The sequence below is a fragment of the Escherichia sp. E10V10 genome (assembly GCF_004211985.1).
Taxonomy (GTDB): Bacteria; Pseudomonadota; Gammaproteobacteria; order Enterobacterales; family Enterobacteriaceae; genus Escherichia.
In genome coordinates this window covers 285,196-304,982 of record NZ_RHJO01000002.1, presented here as the reverse complement: position 1 = coordinate 304,982, position 19,787 = coordinate 285,196, and the positions used below count along the sequence as shown (strand labels likewise).

9 protein-coding genes are annotated in these 19,787 nt (G+C 49.9%); 3 read left to right on the top strand and 6 right to left on the bottom strand.

Annotated elements, in window-relative coordinates:
* The first annotated feature begins 492 nt into the window (after nucleotides 1-492).
* Together yjiT and D9736_RS05845 are read left to right on the top strand one after the other, a co-directional pair.
* Nucleotides 493-3,783, top strand: coding sequence for a protein YjiT (gene yjiT, locus D9736_RS05850; RefSeq protein ID WP_130257909.1), 3,291 nt, complete (start codon nucleotides 493-495; stop codon nucleotides 3,781-3,783).
* A gap of 12 nt (nucleotides 3,784-3,795) precedes the next feature.
* Nucleotides 3,796-10,140 (top strand): DEAD/DEAH box helicase, encoded by a 6,345-nt coding sequence (locus D9736_RS05845; protein WP_130257908.1) that lies wholly within the window; start codon nucleotides 3,796-3,798, stop codon nucleotides 10,138-10,140.
* 42 nt (nucleotides 10,141-10,182) lie between these two features.
* Here D9736_RS05845 and symE read toward each other — a convergent pair whose 3' ends face one another.
* The 4 genes from symE to hsdR form a co-directional block, all read right to left on the bottom strand.
* Complete coding sequence (gene symE / locus D9736_RS05840) at nucleotides 10,183-10,524, bottom strand: endoribonuclease SymE (protein WP_130257907.1); 342 nt, start codon at nucleotides 10,522-10,524, stop codon at nucleotides 10,183-10,185.
* A gap of 227 nt (nucleotides 10,525-10,751) precedes the next feature.
* Nucleotides 10,752-12,140 carry a restriction endonuclease subunit S gene (locus D9736_RS05835; protein ID WP_130257906.1) on the bottom strand — a complete coding sequence of 463 codons (1,389 nt, stop codon included), beginning with the start codon at nucleotides 12,138-12,140 and terminating at the stop codon, nucleotides 10,752-10,754.
* A complete protein-coding gene (gene hsdM, locus D9736_RS05830; RefSeq protein WP_059273476.1) occupies nucleotides 12,137-13,726 on the bottom strand; it encodes a type I restriction-modification system methyltransferase in 1,590 nt (529 codons plus the stop codon). Before hsdM ends, D9736_RS05835 begins: the two co-directional genes overlap by 4 nt.
* 198 nt (nucleotides 13,727-13,924) lie before the next feature.
* Entirely contained in the window at nucleotides 13,925-17,437 is a 3,513-nt protein-coding gene (gene hsdR / locus D9736_RS05825) for a type I restriction-modification system endonuclease (RefSeq protein WP_165383144.1), read from the bottom strand.
* A gap of 187 nt (nucleotides 17,438-17,624) precedes the next feature.
* Between hsdR and mrr the strand changes: the two genes are divergently transcribed.
* Complete coding sequence (gene mrr, locus D9736_RS05820; RefSeq protein WP_088551263.1) at nucleotides 17,625-18,539, top strand: adenine/cytosine-specific restriction endonuclease Mrr; 915 nt, start codon at nucleotides 17,625-17,627, stop codon at nucleotides 18,537-18,539.
* A 39-nt stretch (nucleotides 18,540-18,578) separates the two neighbouring features.
* Here the strand turns inward: mrr and yjiA are convergent, their stop codons facing one another.
* The gene (gene yjiA / locus D9736_RS05815; protein WP_130257905.1) at nucleotides 18,579-19,535 is read right to left on the bottom strand and encodes a GTPase; all 957 of its coding nucleotides are present in this window, start codon (nucleotides 19,533-19,535) and stop codon (nucleotides 18,579-18,581) included.
* Nucleotides 19,536-19,545: 10 nt separating this feature from the next.
* Nucleotides 19,546-19,749, bottom strand: a complete 204-nt coding sequence (locus tag D9736_RS05810; protein ID WP_000467859.1) for a YbdD/YjiX family protein — start codon at nucleotides 19,747-19,749, stop codon at nucleotides 19,546-19,548.
* Nucleotides 19,750-19,787: the final 38 nt, after the last annotated feature.

Here is a 19,787-nt window from a genome sequence, read left to right as displayed (position 1 = left end):
GGATATAAATTTATATAATAAAACGTTTTTATGTTTTTAAATTAAGTTATAAAAATTTTCCTGAGACAATTCATCAATAGGTATGGAGTGTACAGGAATATCTTCTTCACTAACCTCTTTAAACTCATGTCGATAATGGTCAAAAAACGCACAGTGATTACTTGTGTTTTTTGACTGACTTTACAACTCTCATTATTCGCTATTGTGAAGTTTCTCTAATTGTTTTATATCCTGGAAAGTTAAATGTTAGTTACTGCATACTTTTTTATTTTTTGAGATTTATTTTCATTTGAAATTATAAAGTCAGGTGATAAATGAGTTGTGATTAATAGATAGTTGATATCATTTTTATCTAAAATTGATTTATGGCGCCGACCTGAAAAATTAGCTATTGCCGCCTGATTAATTATACGATATTTTTAAAGGTTTTCTTTCAAATTAGAAATATTCTGGGGTTTTGTTTTTGTATCTTTTATCTCTAAGGAGCTTGCTTTGGGTCAATCAGAATACATTTCATGGGTAAAATGTACTTCCTGGCTAAGTAACTTTGTGAATCTTAGAGGGTTGAGACAACCGGATGGCCGTCCTCTTTATGAATATCATGCAACCAATGATGAATATAACCAATTAACGCAGCTACTCCGTGCAGTCGGTCAATCACAATCTAATATATGTAATAAGGACTTTGCTGCCTGTTTTGTTCTTTTTTGCTCTGAGTGGTACCGCAGGGATTATGAACGGCAATGCGGATGGACGTGGGACCCTATATATAAAAAAATAGGGATTTCATTTACCGCCACAGAGCTTGGTACTATCGTACCGAAAGGGATGGACGATTACTGGCTGCGCCCAATTCGATTTTATGAATCTGAACGACGCAATTTTCTCGGAACATTATTCAGTGAAGGTGGTTTACCTTTCCGGTTACTCAAAGAATCAGACAGTCGCTTTCTGGCTGTTTTCTCCAGGATCCTTGGACAATATGAGCAAGCAAAGCAGTCAGGTTTTTCTGCCCTTTCGCTGGCAAGAGCCGTCATAGAAAAATCAGCGCTGCCAACTGTTTTTAGCGAAGATACCTCTGTAGAACTTATCAGTCATATGGCTGATAACCTCAATTCCTTAGTACTTACTCACAACCTAATAAATCACAAAGAACCAGTACAACAGCTTGATAAGGTTCACCCTACCTGGCGAAGCGAGTTTCCAATACCGTTAGATGATGAAACAGGAACGCATTTTTTGAATGGACTGCTATGCGCAGCCTCTGTAGAGGCTAAGCCTCGACTACAAAAAAATAAGAGTACGCGTTGCCAATTCTATTGGTCAGAAAAGCATCCAGATGAGCTTAGGGCGATAGTATCTCTCCCTGACGAAGTTTCCTTTCCTGTAACAAGCGAGCCGTCAACTACGCGCTTTGAACTTGCCATTTGTGAAGATGGTGAGGAAGTCTCTGGCCTTGGGCCAGCCTATGCTTCCCTGGAAAACAGACAGGCAACAGTTCGATTACGTAAAAGCGAAGTGAGATTTGTCAGGCAAAATCCATCGGCAGGTTTGTCGTTAGTGGCTCGTGCTGGAGGGATGATTGTTGGGAGCATTAAACTTGATGACAGTGAAATTGCCATTGGTGAGGTGCCGTTAACCTTCATCGTTGATGCAGATCAATGGCTGTTACAGGGACAGGCCTCCTGTAGTGTGCGAAGCAGCGATGTTCTGATTGTGCTCCCTCGGGACAATAGTACTGTTGCTGGTTTTGATGGCCAATCGAGTGCAGTAAACGTATTAGGACTTAAAGCGCTACCTGTTAAGGGATGTCAGGACGTTACAGTTACAGCAAATGAAACTTATCGGATTCGCACCGGAAGAGAACAAATCAGCATCGGAAGGTTTGCTCTAAATGGAAAGCGTGCAAGCTGGGTTTGTCATCCAGATGAGACATTTATTGGTGTACCAAAAGTCATTTCTACACTACCAGATATTCAAAGCATTGATGTAACGCGTTACCTGAGCGGAATTTCAATTGAGCAATGTCATATACAAGAGATGCTAGGGGCTCAATATCTTTCTATCCGTAATAGTAATAATGAAACGCTCTTGCGTCGCAAAATCGGTATCTTGCCTGCTGATTTCAGTATTGAGATAAAAGGTGGAATGCACGCAAATGAAGGCACTATCGTAATCACCACACAGCATCCTTGTGTAGCAACACTTAAAGATAAAACATTGGAGGCTACACGTAAGCGTACTGAGGGGCGAACAGAGATACAACTCAAAGCGGAAGGGGTACCTCCGGCATTTATTACATTACAAGTTCTGCCTAATTTGGCGGCTGATACCATCGACATTGAGTTACCTTTCCCAGCTAAAGGCTGCCTTGCTCTTGATGTAAACGGACGTCCTCTGGATAAAAACATTACGCTGCATGATCTGCTGGGTTCCAGAGCATTCCTGTTCTCCAGAAATGGTGAGCCGACAAAATATACATTGCAGTTGCATTTGCGCTCCATTAGTGGATTACAGGCATGGCACGAATGGAGTTATACGGCATTGAGCGAGCGTCCTGTTGAATTGAATCTCTATAGTCTACGTGAACACATTGAAAATCTGATTTCACTTGAGGCAGGTATTGATCAGGTTGTTGAGATGCGTATTACGGGGGCGGGTGTGGTCATGGCCTGGCAAATTCGTCGCTATAAATACAGCCTGCGCTATGATTATGAAAAAGAACTATTACTCAGCCAGTCAGTGAACCATCGTGCTGGACAGATTCCTTCCCCCGTTATCATGCTGTTAAGTGAACCCGAGAGGAAATCCATTCCCTTAGCATCAAGAATGAGCGAGGGAGTGCCTGTCGGTGAATATGAGTTGAGCTCAATCGTTAACAAAAACGGACCATGGTTGGTTGTTCCTAAACCGGGTGAAGAGATGGCTTTTCGCCCCTGCTTCATTCGTGGCGAATCTTCGTTACCGGTAGAAGAAAGCAACATCCGCTCATTGCAGAAAGCGACCCAGCTTTTTAATCCACAGGCAGAAGTTAATACCATCACACGGGTTCTCGGACAGATGGCTAACGATCCTGCCCATTCCGGCTGGCAATTTATGCGTAGCCTGTACGATCAATTTGGTTATTTACCGCTGGCAACCTTTGAAGTATGGCGTGCACTAGTGCAGCATCCGCAGGCATTGGCGATGTCGCTCTTCAAATTCGAAATGTCAGCAGAGTATCTGAGTCGTATTGAGAATGAGTTCCCTATTTTATGGGAGTTTTTCCCCATCTTTGAGATCAAAGCTGCATCTGAGCGTTTCAAATTGTTCCTGAGCCAAAAAGGTGCACCGGAGGAAACCCAGAAATTACTGGTTACCAATATGTTTCAACGGCTGGGGCTCGTGTTCCCGACATATGCCGATGAAATTGAGAAATGGTTAAGTAATGGATATCTCCCCCCGTCTATTCCTGAATCTTGTGTCCACGGGTGGTATCAGGAGCTCTTACGTGAGCACAGTGAGGCTCGCTGGCCTGAATATGGCTGCAAGCGTCTGTATAAATGGATGATGTCACAAAAAAATCCAGTGATTGGTATTAATCCTGACGCAAATCACCGCTATTCCGTGGCCTGGTTACCCGTCTTCGCCGCAGCGGTGGCAAGCGGAAATGCTTCTTTTGAATCTGTATTTGACCGTAAACCCGGTGCCGTATTTTTCCTGAGGCAAGTCAGGGATTTCGATTCCCGCTGGTTTAAGGCCATCTTCCAGTGCAGCCTGTTGCGTTATGTTGCTAAAAAATAAAAAGGAATAAGGATGACTACACGCTATTTTTCGTCACTTATTGAACAATCGTTGTCTCGTTCAACTGAAGCAACGCTCAGTATCATGGGCGTTACAAACCCGCAGTTGCGTGAACATCTCGCGCAGCAAATGGGGGCTGATTGTGGGAAACCGGGCTCATTCCTTGCTTCTCCGGTATTCCAGCAAATGTTTGGCTGGAAGGAGTCAAACCACACGATGCGCAGTCTGACGGAAGGCAACGCATTGTTGAGCAAAGCAGTGGTTGATTCACTGGATGATCAGAGTAATGGCCGGTACCGATTTGGTGCTGACTGGAAGCCTTTTACACACCAGTTAGCCAGTTGGAAAGCTTTGCTGGAAAAGAAACATTCAGTGGTGGTAACCAGTGGTACGGGTTCAGGTAAAACGGAATGTTTTATGGTACCGGTGCTGGAAGATCTTTACCGGGAACTGCATGAAAATGGCAACAATCCGTTGGTCGGTGTCCGAGCCCTTTTTCTCTATCCATTGAACGCCCTGATTAATTCACAGCGCGAGCGTCTGGATGCCTGGACGCGTGGTTTTGGTACCGGGATCCGCTACTGCCTTTACAACGGCAACACCGAAAACCTACACGCTTCGGTAAAAAGCGAACAGGCAAAAAGGCCGAATGAGGTGCTCTCGCGCGAAAAAATGCGTGAAGAACCTGCGCCGATTCTGGTGACCAACGGCACGATGCTGGAATATATGATGGTTCGCCAGGTCGACGCCCCGATTATCCAGCAATCCAAAGCACAAAAATCACTACGCTGGATTGTACTGGATGAAGCGCATACCTATGTCGGGTCGCAGGCCGCTGAACTGGCACTCCAGCTGCGTCGTGTGATGACAGCGTTTGGCGTGACGCCAGATGATGTGCGCTTTGTAGCGACCTCTGCGACCATTGCCGGCAGCGACGCCGAAAAGCAGCTGAAAAAATTTCTCTCTGAATTATCCGGTATCCCGCAGGAGCGCATCGATGTTCTGGACGGAAGTCGGGTGATTCCTGAACTGGAACCATCCAAAAACGTTTCTCTTCCGTTAGACGAAATAGAGCAAATACCTGATCTGGATCTAAGAGATAAAAATGATAATAAAATTAAAGGGATAAGTCCTGATCGCTTTTATGCGCTTACGCATTCCCCCGAAGCGCGTTACATACGTGAGATGTTGGTCAAACAGCCCAATCCGATGAAGCTGGATGAGATGACAGATCGGTTAAACGTGCTGACAAAACAGCATTACAGCCAGCAGGAAGTACTGCGTTGGATCGATGTCTGTTCAGGGACTCAACCTAATGCAAAGGATCCCGCATTTCTTAAAGTCAGGGCGCATATCTTCCAGCGTAATACCCAGGGAATATGGGCTTGTGTTGATAAAGATTGCAGATTAAAGCACGGTACACCGCTCGAAAAAGGCTGGCCCTTTGGCTATGTGTATGTGAACCAGCGACAAAATTGTGACTGTGGAAGCCCTGTATACGAAGTTGCATTCTGCAATGATTGTAATGAGCCTCATCTTCTGGCACGGGACAAAAAGGGCAAACTAGTCCAGTGGGAAAATAAAGGTGGCGATGAATTCTCTTTGCAGGATGAAGTACCTGTTGAACATGACGCTACAGAAGAAAAAGTCGAAAAAGAGAACAGTTTTCAGCCTCCGTTGATTATTGCCGCAGGAGAGACCAGCGAGGCAGGTTATACCCTACAACGCCTCGACCGTCAGACGCGCCGTATTGGCGTTATTAACAATGACAGCATTCCGCTGATTATTAATGATATTGAACAGGTTTGTAGTGCCAGTGGCTGTGGCTACAGAGGCATGAGTGGGAAACAACCCTTCCGGCGTGCATTATTAGGAGGGCCATTTTACGTTACTAACATCGTGCCCACCGTTCTTGAGTATTGTCAGGACTTTACCAGTGATGAAGGCAAAGAGGGCGTCGGACCAGATTCGTTGCCAGGGCGAGGACGTCGACTCATTACCTTTACGGACAGTCGACAAGGTACAGCCCGAATGGCGGTGCGTATGCAGCAAGAAGCAGAACGCAGTCGCTTACGTGGAAGCGTAGTCGAAATTCTGAGTTGGCATCAACGGACACAAACGTCCACAGCGCCGAATGCCAATGCCGATTTGGAAAAATTAGCGGCCAGGGCGAAGCAAGCCCGTGAGCAGGCAGAAGAATATCGAAGCTGGGGATTGCCGGACCAGGCTAAATTGTCGCAAGCGCAGGCTGAACAGCTTGAACAGGCTTATCAGGCTGCAACCGGTGGGAAAGCCGCGACTATTCTGGTATCCCGAACCTGGACAGAAATGGTTAACGAGCTTAAAGAGAGAGCCGATATCCGCGGGCCGGTTCTGCAATATAACCATTATCTTAAGCCTGAAGTGTTTAATGAAAACGGCGGGCCTCTAAAGCTCTCGGAAATGTTGTTGTTCCGGGAATTCATGCGTCGCCCTAAACGAACCAACAGCCTGGAAACACAGGGGCTTGTTCAGGTAGGTTACCTGGGACTGGAGAAAATACATAAGATCCCTCTGCACTGGCAGGAAAAAGGATTAACGCTGGATGACTGGCGCGATTTTCTCAAGGTTACGCTGGATCATTACGTTCGCGAGAGCAACTTCACACAGCTGGATGATGAGCTGAAAAACTGGATCGGTAGCCGTTTTTCATCAAAATTCGTCCGTAACCCGGAATCAAAAGATCCTGAAGATAATCAGAACAGACGCTGGCCTCAAATTCGTAATGGCAACGTATCCCATCGTTTAGCGAAGTTACTGATGCTGGGGGCTGGATTCAAAACCGTCAATACGGCGACTATTGATATTATCAATACATGGCTGAAAGAAGCATGGGCCCAACTTACCGGACCGCTTGCAGTACTGAAACCCGATGGCAACCGTTTTTATTTACCGAAAGAGCATATGACTTTTTCTTTAATCACGGATGCCTGGATTTGCCCGGTAACCAATAAAATCCTGGATACGGCTTTTAAAGGCTTAACCCCTTATCTGCCTACCCACATTTCGTTCGAGCATCTTACCCAGGCGCAATATGACACTTTTGTCGCGCAGAAAGTCACCATGCCGGAAATCTGGAAGCTGGATCGTTCACAGGAAGACTACGCAGAGGGTCTGGCAAAAGCACGAGACTGGGTCAGCAATCAGCCGCTGATCGCACAATTGCGGTCGGAAAACGTCTGGACAGACATCAACGATCGTGTCGTGGAAGGCGGTTTCTACTATCGCACTGCCGAGCACTCTGCCCAGCAGTCGTCAGAACGCCTGCAAAGCTATGAAAAGATGTTCAAGAACGGGCAACTAAATGTTCTCAACTGTTCCACCACCATGGAAATGGGGGTTGATATTGGGGGCATTACTGCGGTGGTAATGAACAACGTTCCGCCACATCCGGCCAACTATTTACAGCGCGCCGGGCGAGCCGGGCGTAGTAAAGAATCACGCGCGATCTCTTATACCCTATGCAAAGGTAACCCACACGACCAGCAGGTTTTTGCCAACCCGCTCTGGCCATTTGAAACCATGATCCCGGCACCCATGGTCGCGATGAACTCCGCCCGACTGGTGCAACGTCACGTCAATGCATTATTACTGTCTGACTTTTTATGTAACGTTATTGGCGAAACCGATAAAGAGAAAACCAGCCTCGATAGCCTCTGGTTTTTCGGTGAAGATGATGGGCAGTCAAAATGCGAACGCTTTAAAGTCTGGCTGGAGCGCCCGGTTCTTGATATCGACACGGCGCTGGAACGGCTGGTGAAAGGTACGGCGTTGCATGGTGCAAGAGCTGAACATCTGCGGGATAAAACAATCAGCGCGATCACCTTCCTGCAACAGCGGTGGCTCTCCGTTTATCGCGATCTCGTGACCCAGGAGCGTGAGTCGCAGCCGCAAACGCCTTATCGTAAGCGCATAGAGCTGGAGAAGAAACGGCACTGTGGCGAGTATCTGCTGCGCGATCTGGCTGCCAGAACCTTCTTGCCGGGATACGGTTTCCCGACAGATGTAGTGACGTTTGATAACTTCACAATGGAAGATTATATCCGCGAAAAATCGCAGAAAAGTCGTGATAAAAAGGACCGTGAAGATAACGTCTCCCGTTATAAAGGATTACCTTCCCGTAACCTCGGTGTTGCCATTCGTGAATATGCACCGGGAGCAGAGATCATTCTTGATGGCCGTGTCTTCCGCTCTGCCGGTGTCTCACTGCACTGGCACAACATTAATGCTGATACCAATGAAGCCCAGCGTCTGGATTGCGCCTGGCGCTGTCACAAATGCGGGACCATTGGCTATGAAGAGGGGATGAGCAGTTCCGGGATGCTCTTTTGCTCCAATAGCGCCTGCGGCGAAAAAATAATCATGGATAATCGCCGTCAGGTGCTGCAGCCTGCCGGGTTTGTCACCGATGCACACGCTCCGGTAACGAACAATATTGAAACCATGAAATTCGTCCCGGTTGTCCCCGCCTGGGTCTTTGTTAAAGCAGAGCCCGTACCGTTGCCTAACCCGCTAATGGGTTATATGGCTTCTGGGGCTGATGGGCATGTTTTCCAGCAAAGTCTGGGGGAAGGTGGACACGGTTATGCATTGTGTCTGAGCTGTGGCCGTGCGGAGTCGATGCTGAATGAAAATGATGCGCCGAAAAGTATGGAAGCTCACTATCCACCGCGTCCGGGTAAAGCGGACCGCGACAGCCAGAATCATCGTCTGATTTGCCCAGGTTCGACGGCACTCATGAAGAACGTCACCCTGGGCGCACTGGCGCGCACCGATGTCTTTGAAATGGTTCTGCGCAAACCGCAAAACGGCGAGTATCTGCCAGATAACACAGAAGAGGGGCGGATTGTCGCCATGACTCTGGCGGTTGCTCTGCGTCAGGCGCTGGCGGGCGTTCTGGGTATCTCCACCGCAGAACTCGGCTATTCTGTACGTCCGGTCAGACTGGAGGATGGGCAATCGGTATTAGCCGTACAGCTTTATGATGTGATCAGCGGTGGTGCAGGTTTTGCCTCCAGCGCACCGGTACACATTGAAGCTATTTTGCAGGGAATGGTGAAACAGTTAGGCTGCCGCCATTGTGATACTGCATGTAGTGAATGCCTGCTTGATTCCCAGACTCGCCACGATCATGATTTGCTGGATCGCAAAGCGGCGCTGGCCTGGCTTGGCGATGACTTCACGTATTACATCGGTTTACCGGATGAAGAGACATTCTCGCTGCCGGATGCCCGCTACTGCCCTGGCGCTATTGGCGATACGATTCGCCGGGCGATTAACGAAGGTGCTGAAAAGCTTACCCTATGGATGACCGGCGCGCCCAATGAGTGGGATTTATACGCCCGTCAGTTCCGCGCGGCTATTCAGAGCTATCGGCTAAAAGACAATGTCGAGGTCGATCTTGTTATTCCTGCGGGAGTGGATGACCCGGACCTGTGGCATGAACTTTCGCAATTTACTGCGCTGGGTGTGCGGTTGTGCCATGTTGAGCAGGAGCTGCAATTACCGATTGTTGCCCAGGTCACCTTTGCCGATCGCGTGATGACGCTGGCCTCTCGCAGCCAGCAGGCAACGATTCCGGGGCCGGAGTGGCACCTGAATGACGAACTGGTGGTGCGTAGCCTCGGCTATAAAACGGTACAACTGAACGAGTTTATTCTGCCCGCTAAAGCCGCCAACGCTGTGGAGCGGGTCAAAGACATTCAGATCCACAAACAGTTGAATGGACCACTGTCGCAGTTTGGGCAACGCTTCTGGGACGTGCTGTTTAACGACCATGAAGAAGCGCAGTCTCTGATGAAAAACACGCGAATTACCGGCGTTCACTATACCGATCGCTATCTGCAAAACCCGGTTGCGCTGGCGTTATTGGGATCAATTCTGAGACCGCTAAAAACAAAGCTGACCGATGGCGCTGAAGTGGCGCTGGATACGCTGTTTAAAGATAAAGATCGCCCCGGTAAACGGCCTTTCCATGACTGGATGAGCATAGCGGATTTTCAGGATTTCGCTGATCAGTGGTTTGCTGCTGCGCTGGGCAGGCCGGTAGAACTGACGGTGTTCGACTCGCCGCGCGATATTCCTCACCATCGTAAACTGACGGTGACTTTTGAGGATGGTCAGGTATTGAAGATCCGCTTCGATCAGGGGATGGGCTACTGGCGTATCAACTTTGCATCGAAATGGCATTACTTTGACTTCAGCGATGACGTTTCTTTCCAGTTAGTCAAAATGGCTCAGGCCTGTCAGGAAGGGAATGTCGCCAACAGCGAAGAGAGCTGGGCAACGGATGTGCTGGTGGAGGTGATCGCCTCCTGATGATGTGCCGCTCCCGATGTGGTGTCGGGAGCGTTTTTCCATTCAGGCAACTTTCTGTTTACCCGCAATCACCCCAATAAACTCCTGCACCTGCTTTTGTTTACGCGCCGACAGCTTGCACACCTGGCGCAGCGACTGCATCAGTTCGCTCTCTTCGGCGGCGGGTGGTTGGGCGGTGAGGACAATACAGCCTTCCATTACTTTGACATCTACCGCCGTGCCGGTGGCAAAACCGGCGGCTTCCAGCCACTGACCTTTCAGGGTGATGGCGGGAATACGGCTGTAATCCGGGTAGCGGCTCGCATAACCGACAGTGACATGACGGTTATTTGCCGGGGAGACTTCTGCTTCGAACGGTTGTGCAATAGAATGCGTGTCAGTCATGATAACTATTCTCTATAAATAGTGATTGTGATGAGCGGTGCGGGTGTGTTGGCGCACATCCGCACCGCGCTAAATACCTGGATATATCATCAGTAAATACAGGGAAAGTCCAGCTAAAAATAGAATAAAATGGGCAATTTCTGGAGTGATTTAAATATATTTGCGTGAATTATGATTGGCGTGAAATAATAAAAAGCGCACCGGAAAGGTGCGCCAGAAAATAATGATCAGGATTTTTTACGCGAGGCTTTTTTACCCCCGCTGGCTGCGCGTTCAGCTTTGATTTTTTCCAGCAACGCGGCGGCGCTGTTTTCACCACTGATTAATTCCGGGTTTTCGGCCCGCCACTGGGCGGTGAGTTCACCACGGAACGCTTTTGCCAGGATGGATTGTGTCAGGTTGTTGACGCGGGCCAGGGCGTTGTTGACCTGTTTTTCTATGGTGTCGGCGTAGGCGAAGAGTTGCTCGACGCGGCGAACGATTTCGGCTTGTTCAGAAAGAGACGGTATTAAAATCATTAATTCCTTAAGTGCGGGCATGTAAATAGTTTTTACAGTTGTTCCTTGACCTGAATTTGTTAAATGTTGCTTTGCCGCCATAAAAGCAAACATTAAATACTTGTTTTTCAATTCGTTGCCACATATCCAATTAGCAAAATGCTGTGTAGTTGCCATTCTTTTTCCCATAATTGTGACATATCCAACTGAAATATCACGGGAAAAACAAACCGTTCCTTCTGGTAGTAATCTTGCACTAGAATTATCTATGCCCTTTTGTGTTGGCATAAACTTCGTTTTATATATTTTTTTACCATGAGCAGCTCTTATATCTTGTAGCGAAATCCATGGTACATCACCATTTTCCCAATATTCAGGAACAGTTTTTCTAGGGGTATGACCTGATTCCAATTGAGCCAGTTTTATTAGCTTATACCATTTCCATCCTGGCGGAGTTTTAGATGTCTCATATCCAATTGTCAAAGGTGACTGTGTTATGCCTGCATTTGTAGTAAATTTCCCCCCCATAGCAGCAGCCAACACCGCCTGACGAAAACGTTTCAGGATTTGTGGGATTTGCTCAAGACGTGCTTTGGTGCTCTCTACCTGTGCCAGCAGCGTATCGAGTTTTTCAGTGATGATTTTTTGCTCGGCAAGTGGTGGCAAGTAAATTATGTGCTCTTTTATCACTGTTTGAGAAATATTAGGTTGTGCACCACCTTTTCCTTTTTTTATAAATGCATTTTTTTCATTAAGTAAAAAATAATATAGAAAAAGGGTGGATGTGACGCCTTCAAGAGGGGTTCCCACTGCACATGCCTGGTTTGTGGTTGCATCAATGCCTAATATGGATGTTTTACCAATAGTTGCTCCATACATTGCAATAGCGACAGAACCCTTAGGAAAGAATTTTGCACTTGAGTTTTTTACACCAGCATCGGTTATATACTCACTGGCATTAGTAATAATTTTAGGCCCTAAATCACCTGTTTTAATCCAGGGGATATTGCCATTGTAATACTCATCATGATTTCGGGAGGGTGTTCCACCTGAGCCCCATGATGCGACGTTTTGCAGATTGGTTTCAACCCACCCCTCCGGCAATTTCCCCGCACTCATTCCTTCACCCCACCAAACGCTTCTTCCAGCAACTGACGCTGCGCATCCGCCTCATCGCTCGCCCCCAGTTCACGCATCAACGCATCCAGTTCGCCCAGCGCCTGTACCAGCTCGCCCATCGCTTCTGCCGCTAATACATCCGGCTCCGGCAGGTTGTCGGCATCAATACTGTCTTTATCTTTCAGCCAGGAGATATCCAGCGAATCGGATTTCGCGGTACGGATCCACTCGCGGCTAAACTTGCGCCAGCGGCTGGTGGCCAGATGCTGATCGGTGTTTTTGTTCTCTTCGCTGTCGGCAACTTCCGTCTCTTCAGCGTTAAAACTCCATTCACCTTCAGTGCGCGGGCTTAAGCCGTGCGGGTCTTCGCCATACACGCGCTCAAACGGCTGCAAATGCTCGTCGGTAAACGGCGTGCGCTTGCCGAAGCTCGGCATATTGGTACGCAGGTCGTACACCCACACGTCATCGGTGCAGTTCTTATCCTGATGCGGGTTCGCCACCGTCCCTTTAGTAAAGAACAGCACGTTGGTTTTCACGCCCTGCGCGTAAAAAATACCGGTCGGCAGACGCAGAATGGTGTGCAGATGACACTTATCCATCAGGTCACGACGAATATCGGTGCCTTTTCCGCCTTCAAACAGTACGTTATCCGGCACCACCACTGCCGCACGACCGCCTGGGTGCAGCGTTTCGATAATATGCTGCATAAAGCACAACTGTTTGTTGCTGGTCGGGTGAACAAAGGTGCGGGTAATGTTGGTGCCTGCGGCGCTGCCAAACGGCGGGTTAGTGGCGACAATATGCGCCTTCGGCAGGTTTTCACCGTCGCTGCCCAGGGTGTTGCCCAGACGGATTGCGCCGCCGTGGTCGAGGTTGCCTTCAATATCGTGCAGCAGGCAGTTCATCAGCGCCAGACGACGGGTGCCAGGCACCAGTTCGAGGCCGATAAACGCGCGGTGGATCTGGAAATCCTGCGTGTCGCCATCAAGGTCGTCCAGATCATTGGTCTGCGACTTAACGTAGCGGTCAGCTTCAATCAAAAAGCCCGCCGTACCTGCTGCCGGGTCCTGCACCACTTCACGCGGCTGCGGTTTCAGCAGATGAATAATGGTTTTAATCAGCGGACGTGGGGTGAAGTACTGGCCCGCGCCAGACTTGGTTTCGTTGGCGTTCTTCTGCAGCAGCCCTTCGTACATATCGCCGAAGTCATCGCGCGACTTACCGTGCGCGCCGTTGTACCAGTCCAGTGAATCCATATTGCTGACCAGTGCGGTTATTTGTTTCGGCTCGGTGATGGTGGTACTAACATTATGAAAAACTGCCTGTACCAGCTTTTTGTCATCTTCGCCTAAATGCACGAGCATTTTTCGGTAGAACTGCAACTGCTCCTGGCCGATGCGGGATTTCAGGTCATCCCAGCGGTAACCTTCCGGCAGGTATTCCGCTTCCTGCCCGGTCTCTTTACACATTTTCAAAAACAGCAGCGAGGCGAGTTCATTGACGTAGTTTTGATAGGAAACGCCGCCATCGCGCAGGTTGTCGCACAGCTTCCACAGCTTCGCGACCAGATCGTTATTGTTCATTGTAGATTCCGTAAATTAAGCAGCGGCCCGCATTGTTTGGGGCCGCAGAAGAAATTGCCGAGGGTAATATACACAAAATCATTCAGGTTGCATCAAGGCGGCAAGTGAGTGAATCCCCGGGAGCGTACAGAAGTACGTGACCGGGGTGAACGAGCGCAGCCAACGCAGAGGCAGCCTGAAGGATGAAGTGTATACGTGTCAGGCCAGCTCGTCCCAGATATAATCGCTGAATTTATCGAGCAGGTTGTCGAGATTATCGTCAAAGGTTCTTTGCAGCATCGCCTTCCCGCCGCGACGGTGGAAGTTGCCGGTTTTGAAGACATCATCGTCGAGCACCACTTTCTCTTTCAGCGCCTGCGCTAAACGATCGAGCCAGCTTAATTGCTCGCTGCTCCAGTCGTTTTCGCCCTTAATGCGCGTCAGCGCGTGATCGACACGTTCCTCAAACGGTTTCAGCGCATCGCCCACCGCAGCGCGGCGAATATGTCCAATTAGCCGGGCGGCGATATCTTCATTGCGCGTCTCTTTCCATGCTTTGCGCAGGGAAGATTCCTCAAAGTGCTGGCGGTCAAACCACTCCTGGAGTTCGACCAGCCCTTTACGGGTGAGATCGCGCGGGCGATTAATCACCGCCTGCAATGCCGGTTGTGCGTTCGGGGAACGTTGCACCAGCGAGTCAAAGGCTTCGAGGAAATCCTGCGGCGTGTCGTAATCACCGTACAACGATTTTACGCTTACCACTTCATCGTCGATATCGAGGAAGATCGGCGCATCATTCAGGTTGTTGATATCAGTTTTCAGCTTTTCCAGACGGGCGATAAAGCCAGGCAGTTTGTTAAAGATTTCGGCGCTCCAGTGCGGCCCTTTATCCCGCAGGCGTGAGGCGAAGCCGTTAAAGTTCACCCCCGCCGCGTCCTGGCATAGCTCATCCAGACGACGCACCTGTTTATCTATCGTTTCGCTGCGGTCACGGTTAAACGTGGCCAGACCGATGATGCGCTGGAGCTTCGCCACCAGTTGTTCATGGCTGTGCTCGGCAAAACTGCGGCCATCCGCTTCGGTGATTTTATAGGTTTCTGAATCGGTAATTTCGTTGACCAGCGTTTGCAGTTCCACCTTCGGGCGCACCACCACCGGACGCATGGTGTCGACGCTCTCCAGCGTGCTGTAGATATCGACACAGTCAAAAATCTTAAAGCTGGTTTTATTCACGTCCGGGCATAAGCGCGTGGCACGGCCTTTCATCTGCTCGTACAGAATACGGCTGCGTACTTTACGCAGGAACACGATATTACAGATCGACGGAATATCGACGCCGGTTGTCAGCAGGTCGACGGTTACCACGATATTGGGCAGCCGCTCTTTATTGAAGCGGGTGATCATGGTCTGCACTTTGCGCGCGTCTTTATCGGCATCACCGGTGATCTTGATGATCGCGTCGTGCTCCAGTTGCGGATACTTTTTCTTGAACGCGGTACGCAACTCTTCCACCACCATATCGGCATGGGCATTGGTGACGCAGAAGACCAGCGTTTTTTGCGACCCGGTCGGGTCAAGGTAGTTGGTGAGTTCGTTACAGACGGCGCGGTTAAACGCCGGGATCACCAGGCCACGGTTAAAGTCGGCGACCTCAAAATCCTGATCGTCTTCCAGGGTGTCGTTGATCACTTCCCCCTGCGGGCTGATGCGCTCAACCTGCTCGCCTTTGGCGAGATAAACCCCTTCCTGGGCGTTGCGGGTGGTGATCTGAATCGGCGGATCCTGGTCGATCAGAAAACCGTCGATAACCGCGGTACGGTAGGTATAACGGTAAACCGGCTCGCCGAAAATCTGCACCGTATGCAGCGCCGGGGTGGCGGTGAGGGCGATTTTTACCGCATCGAAGTGATCGAGAATGCGACGGTAGGCAGAAACGTAATCCAGCTGACTGCGGAACTGTAGTTCGCCTTCGGTCTGCTCTTTATCGAGAATATAGCCGCGATGCGCTTCATCGACGACGATACAGTCATAACGGGCCACCGGCATCGGTTCATCTGATTGCAGGGTGCGTTTCACCAGCGACTGTACGGTGGCAACGTGAATTTTGGTGCTGTCTTCGGGGAATTTATCCGTCAGCCCTTTAATGTCGAAAATGCTGTTGAAGGTGTCGCCGTTAATACGCGTATCTTCAAACGCCCCCAGCGCCTGCTCGCCAAGAGAACGGCGGTCGACAAGGAAGAGAATGCGTTTAAAACGCTGGGACTGGATCAGGCGGAACATCAGAGCAATTGCGGTGCGGGTTTTACCGGTACCGGTCGCCATCGCCAGCAGGATCTCTTGTTGACCCTTGACGATTGCCTTTTCAACCGCGCGGACGGCATCTTCCTGATAATAACGCAGGCCCAGCTCGCTCATGCCAGGGTTATCGGCAAACCATTGATTCTGTTTTTGCGGTTCGCTGCCGAGCATTTCCAGCAGCTCTTCCGGGCGATGCCACTCGGGTAAGGCTTTCGACATATTGCGGGTATCACGCACGTCGCGATACCAGATGCCACTTTTGGTCTTCATTGCTGCGCGGTATTCGCGCCCGTTGGTCGAGTAGCAGAAGGGGATTTTAAACCGTTGTTGGCCGCTGGTATCCTGCCAGCTGATTTCATACTCCGGCACCGCTTCATGCACTTCATCCGGTGAGTAGTGCTCAAGCAAGGTTTCCCGCAGGAAGCCATTATCGAAGCATTTGCTGTAGCGATAAGACTCATTGAGCTTGCCGGGAACGTCGATATTTTTACGTTTCGCCTCTACCACCGCGATGGGCTTGAGGCCGACAAACAGCACATAATCCGCAAAGCCCTGTTTTCCCGTTTCATCTTTCCCGGTCGGCCATTCGGCAATGGCTTTATTGACGCCGGGTTCCGGACGCGCGCCTTTGGAGAAGCGCAGGGTTTTACTGTCGGCCTGCCAGCCCGCTTTACGCAGTTGGGCATCAATCAGGAAGCGGCTCTCTTCTTCGCTAAGGTTGAGCGTGCGTTTGATGGCCTGATCGGTAATTTCTTTGTGGTAAGCCTTACGTTCCTGTTCGGTCTGTTTTGCCAGTTCCGCGTTCTTCTCGGCAAGCTGTGCTTCCAGCGCCGCAAGGCGAGCCTGGGTTTGCGCTTCTGTTTCCTGCTGTTTGCCTTCCAGAATGGCGATATAGCCGTTCAGGGCAACCAGCTTCTGCTGTTGCGCTTCGACTTCTGCCTGAGTCTGCGCTTTTTCTCGCACCTGCTGTTCAAGCTGTTGTTTTAGCGTCAGCACTTCCTGGTGATAGAGGTTCTCGCCACGTTCTGGCAATACAAACACAGGCACCGGGAAGTCATAATCTTTAGTGACCAGACGGTAGTACCAGACAGCCAGGCGGAACCCGAGTCGCAGGCACATCTGGGCATCGTCGAGATCGTTATGATATTCGTGCACCGCCTGGTTACCAATGCGGCGTAATTTGTGGAATACAGAGAGGATGTTGTCATCAACGAAGGCGATTTTGCCGAGTTCGCGCAGGAGATCGTGTTGATTCTCACAAGGGGGGATGTTGAGTAACAGACCAAGATGTTTCGCTGTGGCTTCGCCAAACATACGCATTTTAATCAGCGTCGTGTTGGGATCATCCGGGTAGTTATTTTCCGCCGCACAGGCGATGGCATAAGTGAAGTCGTTGACGCCCTTCAGGAATTCAAAATTGGATTTATTCATCATTGTTATTAATCCATTGCTGTGTGGGCCTGTCCAAATATTTAAGGCCCATAACGCCCTATCTTAGCTTTCTGTACCTTTCCGGGCAATGACCGGAGTCACAGCAACTGACTAATTTCTAACGTGTTCGTCTATTTTGGTAGTGTTATAGTAGCCGAAAAACATCTACCTGATTCTGCAAGGATGTACTATGACGGTTCCTACCTATGACAAATTTATTGAACCTGTTCTGCGTTATCTGGCGACAAAACCGGAAGGTGCAGCCGCGCGTGATGTTCATGAGGCTGCCGCGGATGCATTAGGACTGGATGACAGTCAGCGAGCGAAAGTCATTACCAGCGGACAACTTGTTTATAAAAATCGTGCAGGCTGGGCGCATGACCGTTTAAAACGTGCCGGGTTGTCGCAAAGTTTGTCGCGTGGCAAATGGTGCCTGACTCCTGCGGGTTTTGACTGGGTTGCGTCTCATCCCCAGCCAATGAAGGAGCAGGAGACGAACCATCTGGCCTTCGATTTTGTGAATGTCAAACTTAAGTCACGGCCGGATGCCGTCGATTTAGATCCGAAAGCCGACTCTCCCGATCATGAAGAACTTGCAAAGAGCAGCCCGGACGATCGGTTAGATCAGGCGCTAAAAGAGCTTCGTGATGCGGTGGCTGATGAGGTTCTGGAAAACTTATTGCAGGTTTCTCCTTCGCGCTTTGAAGTCATTGTTCTGGATGTTTTGCATCGCCTGGGGTATGGCGGCCACCGTGATGATTTGCAGCGTGTTGGCGGTACTGGAGATGGTGGCATCGATGGTGTGATATCGCTTGATAAACTTGGCCTGGAGAAAGTTTATGTTCAGGCAAAACGTTGGCAGAACACTGTAGGCAGGCCAGAGTTACAGGCATTTTACGGCGCACTGGCTGGGCAAAAGGCGAAACGTGGGGTGTTTATTACCACTTCTGGATTTACGTCTCAGGCGCGTGACTTTGCTCAATCCGTCGAGGGTATGGTGCTGGTTGATGGGGAACGCCTGGTGCACTTAATGATCGAAAACGAAGTAGGGGTTTCTTCACGTTTGTTGAAGGTGCCGAAACTGGATATGGACTATTTTGAGTGAAATATCAGGCCGGATGCGCCTTATCCGGCCCATAACCCCTTACTTCCTCAACCCCGCAAACGCCGCCCGAATCTCATCCTCTGGCAGCTGAATCCCGATAAACACCATCGTGCTATGCGGTTTTTCATCGCCCCACGGGCGGTCCCAGTCGGCGCTGTAGAGGCGCTGGACGCCCTGGAACAGCAGGCGGTTAGGTTCGCCGTCAATCCACAGCATCCCTTTGTAACGCAGCAAGTTATCCGCCGATTCCAGCAGCAGGTTTTCCATCACGCGGGAAACTTCGCTGATATCTACCGGGTAATCCAGTTCCACCACAATCGACGAAATATCGTTTTGTTTATCCGCGATAAAGTGGAAACGCGGTTTGGTGCTGACGACGTTCTCTTCCAGCATAAAACCGTTGGTGTTGAATAGCAGGCCCAGGTCGATGTCGCCGTGGGTGACGGTGTAGACCGGTGCACGGGCGTTGATGCGCGCCAGGCGTTCACGCAGTTTTTCTGCTTCGCCTGCGACGTCGGTTTTGGTCAGCAGAATACGGTCGGCGTAGCCAACCTGTGACTGGGCGATAGTGAACTGGTTCATCTGCTCGTCGGCATGTACCGCATCCACCAGCGCAATCACGCCGTCCAGCAGGTAGCGCTGGCATAAAATCTCATGGGAGAAAAAGGTCTGAATAATCGGGCCGGGATCGGCCATGCCGGTGCATTCAATGACCAGACGGTCGAACTGAATATTGCCCTTGTCGAGATTATCCAGCAGGTCGAGTAGTGCGTCTTCCAGCTCGTTGGAGCGCGAACAGCAGATGCAGCCGTTGGTCAGCGTTTTGATCTGCGTGGCGCGGTCACCAATCAGTTGATCATCAACGGAGACTTCGCCGAATTCGTTTTCAATCACGGCAATCTTGTAGCCGTGTTGTTCGTTAAGAATATGGCGCAGCAGGGTGGTTTTGCCCGCGCCTAAAAAACCGGTGAGTAGGGTAACTGCAATCGGGTTCATGCTCTCTCCATTAACAACAGCGCATACCGCCTTTACCATCGCCGCCGTAGCGCGCGTTCTGGCGTTCGCGGAAGAATTCTTCATAGCTCATGTACGGCTTGTCGGGATGGTTGGTCTTCATATGCTCGACGTAGTTGTCGTAGTCTGGAATGCCAATCAACATCTTCGCCGCCTGGCCGAGATATTTTTTTGCCTGTCCTAAGTTACCAAACATTTTGCCTTCCAGATATGCGTAAAGCCCGGAAGGTCCGG

Bases quoted from the DNA above. Each gene is read 5' to 3' on its own strand.
- D9736_RS05845 (WP_130257908.1), top strand. From the start codon at position 3,796: ATGACTACACGCTATTTTTCGTCACTTATTGAACAATCGTTGTCTCGT.
- symE (WP_130257907.1), bottom strand. From the start codon at position 10,524: ATGACTGACACGCATTCTATTGCACAACCGTTCGAAGCAGAAGTCTCC.
- D9736_RS05835 (WP_130257906.1), bottom strand. From the start codon at position 12,140: ATGAGTGCGGGGAAATTGCCGGAGGGGTGGGTTGAAACCAATCTGCAA.
- hsdM (WP_059273476.1), bottom strand. From the start codon at position 13,726: ATGAACAATAACGATCTGGTCGCGAAGCTGTGGAAGCTGTGCGACAAC.
- hsdR (WP_165383144.1), bottom strand. From the start codon at position 17,437: ATGATGAATAAATCCAATTTTGAATTCCTGAAGGGCGTCAACGACTTC.
- mrr (WP_088551263.1), top strand. From the start codon at position 17,625: ATGACGGTTCCTACCTATGACAAATTTATTGAACCTGTTCTGCGTTAT.
- yjiA (WP_130257905.1), bottom strand. From the start codon at position 19,535: ATGAACCCGATTGCAGTTACCCTACTCACCGGTTTTTTAGGCGCGGGC.
- D9736_RS05810 (WP_000467859.1), bottom strand. From the start codon at position 19,749: ATGTTTGGTAACTTAGGACAGGCAAAAAAATATCTCGGCCAGGCGGCG.